At 67.5% G+C, this 8,962-nt stretch carries 7 protein-coding genes; 5 read left to right on the forward strand and 2 right to left on the reverse strand.

All coding sequences use genetic code 11. The annotated features are described in order from the left end of the window. The first annotated feature begins 135 nt into the window (after nucleotides 1-135). Together BW990_RS13955 and kynU are read left to right on the forward strand one after the other, a co-directional pair. The gene (locus BW990_RS13955; RefSeq protein ID WP_076448733.1) at nucleotides 136-1,098 is read left to right on the forward strand and encodes an aldose epimerase family protein; all 963 of its coding nucleotides are present in this window, start codon (nucleotides 136-138) and stop codon (nucleotides 1,096-1,098) included. Continuing rightward, entirely contained in the window at nucleotides 1,095-2,285 is a 1,191-nt protein-coding gene (kynU, locus tag BW990_RS13960) for a kynureninase (protein WP_076448734.1), read from the forward strand. Before BW990_RS13955 ends, kynU begins: the two co-directional genes overlap by 4 nt. Before the next feature lie 421 nt (nucleotides 2,286-2,706). Here the strand turns inward: kynU and BW990_RS13965 are convergent, their stop codons facing one another. Then, complete coding sequence (locus BW990_RS13965; RefSeq protein ID WP_076448735.1) at nucleotides 2,707-4,095, reverse strand: FAD-binding oxidoreductase; 1,389 nt, start codon at nucleotides 4,093-4,095, stop codon at nucleotides 2,707-2,709. A 371-nt stretch (nucleotides 4,096-4,466) separates the two neighbouring features. Here BW990_RS13965 and BW990_RS22475 point away from each other — a divergent pair, with 371 nt between their 5' ends. From BW990_RS22475 to BW990_RS13975, 3 genes are all read left to right on the forward strand, one after another. Beyond that, nucleotides 4,467-4,769 (forward strand): hypothetical protein, encoded by a 303-nt coding sequence (locus BW990_RS22475; protein WP_159441658.1) that lies wholly within the window; start codon nucleotides 4,467-4,469, stop codon nucleotides 4,767-4,769. 216 nt (nucleotides 4,770-4,985) lie between these two features. After that, nucleotides 4,986-5,231, forward strand: a complete 246-nt coding sequence (locus BW990_RS21450; RefSeq protein ID WP_143526198.1) for a hypothetical protein — start codon at nucleotides 4,986-4,988, stop codon at nucleotides 5,229-5,231. A 183-nt stretch (nucleotides 5,232-5,414) separates the two neighbouring features. Continuing rightward, nucleotides 5,415-5,921 (forward strand): sulfotransferase, encoded by a 507-nt coding sequence (locus BW990_RS13975; RefSeq protein ID WP_234990264.1) that lies wholly within the window; start codon nucleotides 5,415-5,417, stop codon nucleotides 5,919-5,921. A 66-nt stretch (nucleotides 5,922-5,987) separates the two neighbouring features. Here BW990_RS13975 and BW990_RS13980 read toward each other — a convergent pair whose 3' ends face one another. After that, entirely contained in the window at nucleotides 5,988-8,651 is a 2,664-nt protein-coding gene (locus BW990_RS13980) for an HlyD family secretion protein (RefSeq protein WP_076448737.1), read from the reverse strand. Nucleotides 8,652-8,962 lie beyond the last annotated feature (311 nt).

Raw genomic sequence — 8,962 nt, forward strand, 5'->3', positions numbered from 1 at the left:
TCCCGGGCGGCTTCCCTTCGCGCCGATTGGCTGGTTCTGTCGTCCCCGAAGAGCCCAAAGAGCAGGGAGCGCCGCGATGACAGGCCGAAGGACAGCCGCCAGAGGCAGGCCCCGCCCGCCCCGGGGCGCGCGGCCATGAGCGCCGATATCCGCCCTCTGCGCGACACCGATGCGGGGCCGTTCGTCGAGGTCGCGCTCGGCTCCGGGCCGGTGCGCGCGCGCGTCACCAATGCCGGCGCCGCACTGATCGATCTGCGCCATGCGGCGGTCGGGCGACCGCTGATCCTGGGTTTTGACGATCCGCAGCGATACCTCGACAACACGCAGTTCATGGGGCCGCTGGTGGGCCGGGTCGCGAACCGGATCGCCGGGGCGCGGGCGGTGATCGCGGGCATGCCCTGCCGCTTTCCGGTCAACGAGGGCGATCTCATACTGCATGGCGGGCCCGACGGCGCGTGGCGCAAGCTCTGGACGCTTCAAGACGCCTCGGCCGCGCATGCGCGCTTCGCGCTGACGCTGCCGGACTGGCATATGGGCTTTCCGGGGACGCTGGAGGTCGTGGCGGAGTACCGCGTTGCGGGCGCCGCGCTGCATCTCAACATCGAGGCCGTCAGCGACCGCGAGACGCTGTGCAACTTCGCCAGCCATGTCTATTATGCCCGCGGTCCGGAGACGCGTCTGCGCATCGCCGCCGATCATTACCAGCCGGTCGATGCGAGGAACGTGCCCGAGGGCGATCCGGCCCCGGTTGCGGGCACCCGCTTCGACTATCGCGCGGGGCAGCCGGTGACGGAGCCCATCGACCACAACCTGTGCCTGTCGCGGCATCGCGAGGCGCGGCGCCCGGTGGCCGCGCTGATCCATCCCGATTGCACGCTACATCTCGAGACGACCGAGCCGGGGCTGCAGGTCTATGACGGGCGGCATCTCGATCTCGCGGGCGGGCTCGACGGCGCGCATTACGGGCCGGGCAGCGGCGTCGCGCTGGAGCCGCAGGCCTGGGTCGACGCGCCCAACCGCTCTTTCGCGGACCAGGTTGTGCTGCGCCCGGGCAACCGCTACCGGCAGGAGACCGCAATCCGACTGGAGCCCGCATGACCGACCTGCCCGTGAAGGACCGCTTTCACCTGCCCGAGGGGGTGATCTATCTCGACGGCAATTCGCTGGGCGTGCTGCCGAAGGGGGCCGCCCGGCGCGCCGTCGAGGTGATCGAGGGCGATTGGGGACAGGAGCTGATCCGCGCCTGGAACAGCCGCGACTGGATGGATCTGCCGCGCCGCGTCGGTGACCGGGTGGGCCGCCTGATCGGCGCGCCCGAGGGATCAGTGACCATGGGCGACACCCTGTCGGTGAAGGTCTTCCAGGCGCTGTCGGCGGCGCTGGAGATGCGCCCCGACCGGCGGGTGATCCTGTCGGATGCGGGGAATTTCCCGTCGGATCTCTACATGGCGGACGGGCTGGTGCGGCATCTCGGGCGCGACCACGAGGTGCGCACACCCGCGCCCGAAGACGTGCTCGGGGCCATCGACGACGGGGTGGCGGTGGTGATGCTGACCGAGGTCGATTACCGCACCGGGCGGCGCCATGACGTGTCCGCGATCAGCCGCGCCGCCCATGACGCGGGCGCGGTGATGATCTGGGATCTCGCCCATTCGGCGGGCGCGCTGCCGGTCGACGTGGTCGCGTGCCGCTGCGAATTCGCGGTGGGCTGCACCTACAAGTACCTCAATGGCGGGCCGGGCGCGCCGGCCTTCATCTACGTGCGCCCCGATCTCGCCGACAGCATCGACCCGGTGCTGCAGGGCTGGCTCGGTCATGCCGCCCCCTTCGAGATGGCGCGCGATTACCGCCCCGCCCCCGGGGTGGAGCGGATGCGCGTGGGCACGCCGCCGGTGATCCAGCTTGCGGTGCTCGATGCGGCCCTCGACGCCTGGGAGGGCGTGACGCTCAAGGCCTTGCGCGCGGCCTCGGTCGCCCTGTCCGAGCGCTTCATCGCCGAGGTGGAGGCGCGCTGCCCGTCGCTGACGCTGGCCTCGCCCCGGGCGGCGGAGGCGCGCGGGTCGCAGGTCTCCTTCGCGCATCCCGAGGGTTATGCGATCATGCAGGCGCTGATCGCGCGGGGCGTGATCGGGGATTTCCGCGCCCCGGATATCCTGCGCTTCGGCTTCACGCCGCTCTATCTGGACGAGGCGGACGTGCTGCGCGCGGCGGAGGTGCTGGAGGAGATCATGGCGACCGACGCCTGGCAGGCGCCGGAGTACCGGGTGCGCGGTCGGGTGACCTGAGGGGGGGTTCGGGCACGGTGGGGCGTCGTCCGCTGGTCTGATCCGGGGGGTCTTGTCACAGACGCATCGCGCGGGGCGCCGGTCCGGCGGGCTGGCGCAGCAATGTTTGTGGTCAGTGCTTTATGCTGCCGGATCATCGCTCCGTTCCCGCGGCGCGATTGCGGCGCCAAAGCGCCAGTCCGATAGGGCCGGACCGGCGCTGGCGCGGCGGCTGCTAGCAGCATTGTTTCCGCGCCTCGGGTTACTTCGCTCGACCCTCGGACCGAAGAAACGAGCCGAATGGCGAAACGATGCAGATGCTTGCCCGCGGGATGGCGCTGTTCCGCGCGGCATGGACGCCTTATCGCGCCACGTCATTGCGCCGTGTGCGCGAAATGACGAAAGCGCCAACGCAGACGCGCGGCGTCGGCCCCCCGCCCCCTCACACCTCCACGATCTTGCCGGGGTTCATCAGGTTCAGCGGGTCGAGCGCGCGCTTGATATCGGCCATCACGTCGAGCGCATCGCCATGCTCGTCGCGCATATAGCCCATCTTGCCGGTGCCGACGCCGTGCTCGCCGGTTACGGTTCCGCCAAGCTCCAGCGCGATGTGGCTCACGCGGGAGGCCAGCGCCTTCGCCGCAGCGACCTCGTCCGCCGCCTCGGGATCGACCAGAATCGACAGGTGGAAATTGCCGTCGCCCACATGCCCCACCAAGGGCGCGATCAGCCCCGCCTCGGCGATGGCGGACTTGGTGCGCGCGATGGCCTCGGCGAGCGCCGAGATCGGCACGCAGCTGTCGGTGACCACGCCCTTGGCGCCCTGCCGAAGGGCCTGCGCGGCGTAATAGGCGTTGTGCCGCGCCTCCCAGAGCCGGGTGCGGTCCTCGGTCTTCGTCGCCCATCTGAACTCGGACGCGCCGTGCTCTTCTGCGATCTCGCGGAACTGCGCGACCTGTTCGGCGACGCCCGCTTCGGTGCCGTGGAACTCGAGGAAGAGATGCGGCGCCTCGGGCATGTCGAGATCGGGATTGTAAAGCGCCATGCCGCGCATCTGCACCTCGTCCAGCAACTCGATCCGGGCCATCGGCAGGCCTGACTGGATGGCGAGGATCACCGTATCCACCGCCGCGGGCACGTCCGGGAAGGCGCAGGTCGCCGCCGAGATGCGTTCGGGCTGCCCGAAGAGCCGCACGGTCAGCGCGGTGATGATCCCGAGCGTGCCCTCCGAGCCCAGGAACAGATGCGTGAGATCGTAGCCCGCCGCGGATTTCCGCGCCCGCGTGCCCGTGCGGATCACCCGGCCATCGGCCAGCACCACCTCGAGCGCCAGCACGTTCTCCCGCATGGTGCCGTAGCGCACCGCGTTGGTGCCCGAGGCCCGCGTCGCGGCCATGCCGCCGAGGCTCGCATTGGCGCCGGGATCGACGGTGAACATCAGCCCCGTCGCGCGCAATTCCTCGTTCAGCTGCTTGCGGGTGACACCGGGCTGCACCACCGCGTCGAGATCGGCCTCATGCACCGCAAGCACCCGGTTCATCCGGCTCGTATCGATGGAAATCCCGCCCTGGAGCGGGATCACATGGCCCTCGAGCGACGAGCCGATGCCGAAGGGCACGACCGGGCAGCGATGGGCATGGCAGAGCGCCATGATCCGGCTGACCTCCTCGGTCGTCTCGGGGAAAGCCACCGCATCGGGCAGGTGCGGGGTGGAATAGGCCTCGTCCCGGCCATGCAGATCGCGGATCGACGCGCCGGTGGACAGCCGGTCGCCCAGCTCGGCCCGCAGCGCCTCGATCACGTCGGAATGGGGCGATATCTGTCCGTCCATGGCGTGCCTCCTCCTGCGGTCTCGGGCTTTCCGAAAACTTAGCAGAGCAGGATGCCGGGGATAAGGCCACGAAGGCCCTCGACGCGCGGTTTGGTCGAAACAGGCCGGCCGGCGCGGATCTCGCGCGCCGGCCCACGACATGTCGACGAGCGCGTGGCCCGCCCGGCTCAGCTCGCCTCCGTCTCCTTGTCGGCCCCACTTTTCAAGGGAGCCGAGGCGGAGGTGGAGCGCTGCTGTTGCGTGGACGGACTGGGCGCATATTGCGGTTCGACTGCCCCACCCCCGCCAAAGCGTCCGGCCGCAGCGGCACCGCCGCCAAATCGACCTGTCCCGCCCGGCTGGCCCGCGGCCCCGCACAAGCGACCTGCCATTTGGCCAGCCCCACCAGCACCGCCACCAAAGCGGCCCGCCATCGGACCCGCGCCACCGGCACCGCCGCCGAAGCGACCCGCCATCGGACCCGCCCCACCAGCAACGCCGCCGAAGCGGCCCGCCATCGGACCCGTCCCACCGGCACCGCCGCCGAAGCGGCCCGCCATCGGACCCGCGCCACCGGCACCGCCACCGAAGCGGCCCGCCATCGGGCCCGCGCCACCGGCACCACCGCCGAAGCCCTGGCCGCCAGCACCCCAGCCAGCGCCGGCCTGGCCAAACCGGCCTGCCATCGGGCCTGAGCCGCCGGCCTGTCCAGCCCCGGGAGCACCTCCGACCGCGGCGAGGCGACGACCGGCCATCACTCCCATCAAGAAGGCGCGCATCAGCGCCGGGTTGCCCTGGCCACCCAAGCCGCCTGCTCCGGCCCCGCCTTGCCCGGCGAATGCTCCGCCGCCAAAGCCCCGACCCTGACCAAAGCCTTGTGCGCCCCCGTGGCCTGGACCTTGGGCCGCTGATTGACCTTGCCCGAAACGGCCACCACTCTGCGCTCCGAAGCCCTGGCCCGCGTGGCCTTGGTCGCCCGGACCCTGTGCAGCAAAGCGCTGGCGGGCAAAGCTCTGACCGCCCCCCCCACCGGATCCGATCTGCCCGGCGTCGTAGGGCTGTTTGCCGCCCGCAGCCTCCTGGTCGAGACCGTCGCGGCTCAAGTGATCACTTATGAAATTGGGTCCTGGTTTTTCGGTCATAATACGCCCCCTTGAAAGATCTTTCCGTTTCAATCTTAGCAAAATTATTGCTTGTTCACCATTTTCGGTGTCTTCATGCCGCCTGCCAAGACCCATTTTGCCTATCGAGAAGTTCGAGCCCAAAATATGACCACAGCCCCTGACTTTGTGACCGTCGTCTCCGGCCTTCCGCGGTCCGGCACCTCCATGATGATGCGCATGCTTGAAGCAGGCGGCGTGGCACCCGTGGCCGACGGGCTGCGCGAAGCCAACGAAGACAATCCGATGGGCTATTACGAGTTCGAGCCGGTCAAGGACCTCGACGCGGATCGCTCCTGGGTCGCGCAATCCCGTGGCCGTGCGGTCAAGGTGATCTACAAGTTGGTATACGACCTGCCGATGGAGGTGCCCTACAAGATCCTCCTAATGCGCCGCGACGTGACCGAGGTGGTGCGCTCTCAGGAAAAGATGCTTGTCCGGGAGGGGCGGGACCCGGGCGTCGAGGCCCGCGACATGCTCGTACAGCTTTTCCAGCAGGAGATGCAGGCCTTCAGCGAGTGGGCCGCCGAGCGGGACAATATCGAGGTCTATGACGTCGATTACGCGGGCGTCGTGGGCGATCCCGAACGTGCCGCAGAAGGGATCGCGGCCTGGCTCGGGCTGTCGCTCGATACCCGGGCTATGGCAGAAGTGGTCAATCCCGATCTCTACCGCAACCGCGCCTGAGCCCGCCCGCCCCGACCTCGACACAGGGCACGGCCCAGCGCCGATGGCACGAGGCAGAGCAACAAATCAGGGGATCCAGCCCCAGAACTCGATCAGGAAGAAACGCACGAAGAGGCGGGTATAGGCCTCCCAGACCTTCATCTCGGCCCCTTCGATCTTGGCGTAGCCGGTCATGCCCGGGCGGAACTGACCGTTCTCGTTGGCGAGCGACGTCTTCACCCGGACGATCTTGCCGAATTCCTCGTCCTCGGCGACCGGCGCGAAGCTCGACACCGTCCCGATCTTTTCTTCGCCGGGCAGCGACCAGAACTTGAGCCGCACCCGCTCGCCTACCTCTACGAGGCCCACATCGGCTTCGGGCACCTTGATCTCGGCGCGGGCGATGCTGTGGTCCTCTATTTCCATCAGCGCGGTGCCGCGGTCATAATACTTGCCGACGACCGGGCCTTCGCGGGCGAAGACCACGCGTCCGGCTACCGGGGCTGCGATCCGCGTCGCATCGAGGTTCGACTGGTTGTAATCCACCTCCGCCACGAGCCGGTCGATGTCGGCCTGGAGGATCGCGATCTCGGTCGCCGAGGCCGCCGCGCGCACCTTTTCGAGATTGGCCTCGGCAGCGCGCATCTCGGCCTTGCCGGTTTCATAAGCCCCGATCAGGCGCTCCGCCTCTGCCTCGGGGATTACCCCTCTGCCCCGCAGCTCCTCGGCGCGCTCGGCCTCGGATTGCAGGTAGGGCAGTTGCACACGCTGGCGCTCGACCTGTTCTTCGGCGACGCGAATCTCTTCGGCGGACGCCCCCTCTTCGAGATTCCGCAATTGCGCGCGGGCCTTGGCAAGCTCGGCCTGCGAGACCTGGAGTTGGTGGCGTTCGCGGGTGTTGTCGAGCTCGGCCAAAAGGTCGCCTTCGGCGACTATGTCGCCCTCGTCCACCGCCAACAGCGCAAGCTCGCTTGGAACACGCGCCACGACCTGCACGCGGTCATCGGCGAGCACGGTGAAATCGCCGCCGGTCTCGTAATTGTAGGGCAGGAAGGCCACGAAGACGGCCCCTGCAAGCATTCCAATCCCGAGAAACCGCCGGACCCAGACCCAAAACCGGCTGCCCTTGGCATTGTCGCCGTAAAGCCCGGGCAACGGCTTGTAGACCTGCATGGAGGTCTTTTGCGCGGGCACTGGTAGCGTGTTCGCGGGCCGCAGCGCCGGCAGGCCCGGACGGCCTGGAGCGCCGCCGTCCTGTGTGGCCTTCTGCGCGGCTATATGTTCCTTGATCAGGTGCTTGCGCAGTTTCCGCCCGCGGGCGCGGCTGACCATGAACCAGACGAGCGTCAGCCCCAGCAGCACGAGGAAGATCACGACGCCCGTGCCGTTGAACCGTCTCTCGAGCGCAGTCGAGAGATAGGCGACGAGCAGCGTCGCCAGAAGCGCCGAAGTCAGCAGCGAGCCCATCCCGAACAACGAATAGGCCCAGCGATCCGCGGCGCTCGGGTCTTTCGGGGCCGACTTCAAACCGAAGAGATATGAGATCGAGCGCTCGCGCAGCATGGGTTGTTGAAAATGCGCGCAGAGCAACTGATACCCCTCGCCCCCGAACAGCGGAAAGGCCAAGAGCAGGAAGGAAAAAAGCGCCATCTGCCCGAGGATTGCCATGATCTCGTCGATGGACGTACCCGATTGCCGGAACATCGCCCAAAACAGCGTGGCCAGCGCGAAGATGGCAAAACGCGTGCGCAGCGCCGAGGCGAAGACCGCGATGCGGCCATCCCGGTCGAGCTTGGCCAGAGCGGTCATATCGATGGCAAAGCGCGGGATCAGGAAGAACAGGAAATTCACCCCGAAGCGGCGGACCTCTCCGCCGCGACGCTGGATCACCGCGCCAATCACCAGCCGAGTGACGAGATTTACGGTGAAGAGCGACATCACTAGGATTGCGGCGAGGCTGAAGGTCGTCGAGGACGCGAATACCGCAGCCTGCACTTCGGACAGACGGTTGAATATGGACAGGATCGCCAGAAGGCCGAGCGGCAGGAGAATGCTGCTGATTACATAGGCAAGCGGCCAGAAAACCTTGGTCAGCCCTCGCAGCAGGCTCGAGGGATTGAACAGCACGATATCCATGTCTCGGATGTTGGGCTCGGGCTCCTTACCCTCGAAGGCCATCTCGCGCTGGGCGATCCGTGGGTCGGCCCCACCGAACCCGGTCGTCTGCTTACGCGCGGACTCGGCCTTTTGGCCGAAGCGCAGCACCTCCTCGATCTCGACGCGCCCCAGATCGTCTTCGTCGTCGTCCTCGTCATCGCTGCCCGCGTCGAAAGCGAACGCCTCCGGGCGGGTGTCGCGCCCGGCCTCGGGACGCGGCCCGGTCTTTTCCGGGCTCTCATCCGCCGCGCTCTCAGCCTCGGCGGCTTTCTCCATCCCGCGGGTCTCCGAAGCGTTCGACGCAACCACCGCGGGCCGCTGCCGACGCTGCGGCGTGTTTGCAGTGGCATCTTCGCCGGTCAGGACCTTCTTGCCGACCATGTCGGCCGCGAAAGACTGAATATCCGTGATCCCAACCGCGAAATGCATTTTGCGCCGAAACTCTTCGGCCAGATCCACGAACGGGGTTCCGTCGATCAGGCCGCGCAGCAGAAACAGCTCTTCGCGCCCGATGCGGAATAGCGCGCCCGTCCCGGTCTTCACGAAAGCCCCGGGCGTGTTGCGGCTGCGGTCTTGGACTTCGGTCAGCGTCACTCCCTCTGCGAGCCTGTAGCGCGTTGGAAACCTTCGGTCTTTGGCTGTTGCGCCACTCGGGGACATAAGCTGCCTTCTGCTTGGGGCCGGATCGGTGCGGGCATGCTAGCACAGGTTGTTGATGATCCTAAAAACCCCTTTCCGCAAGCGGCCATTCCTTGACATTTCCGCGACAGCAGCGCCCGGATTCAGGCCAATCCATTTGCACCTCGGCACTAGAGCGGGTTGCGAGCTTTCTGATTCAGGATTCCCATGAGGCTTGATTTGTGATTCCCTATCTGCATGGCAGATATGGGGGTTGGAGATGGGCA

Origin of the sequence: Roseivivax lentus, from assembly GCF_900156805.1 — a bacterium.
GTDB lineage: Bacteria > Pseudomonadota > Alphaproteobacteria > Rhodobacterales > Rhodobacteraceae > Roseivivax > Roseivivax lentus.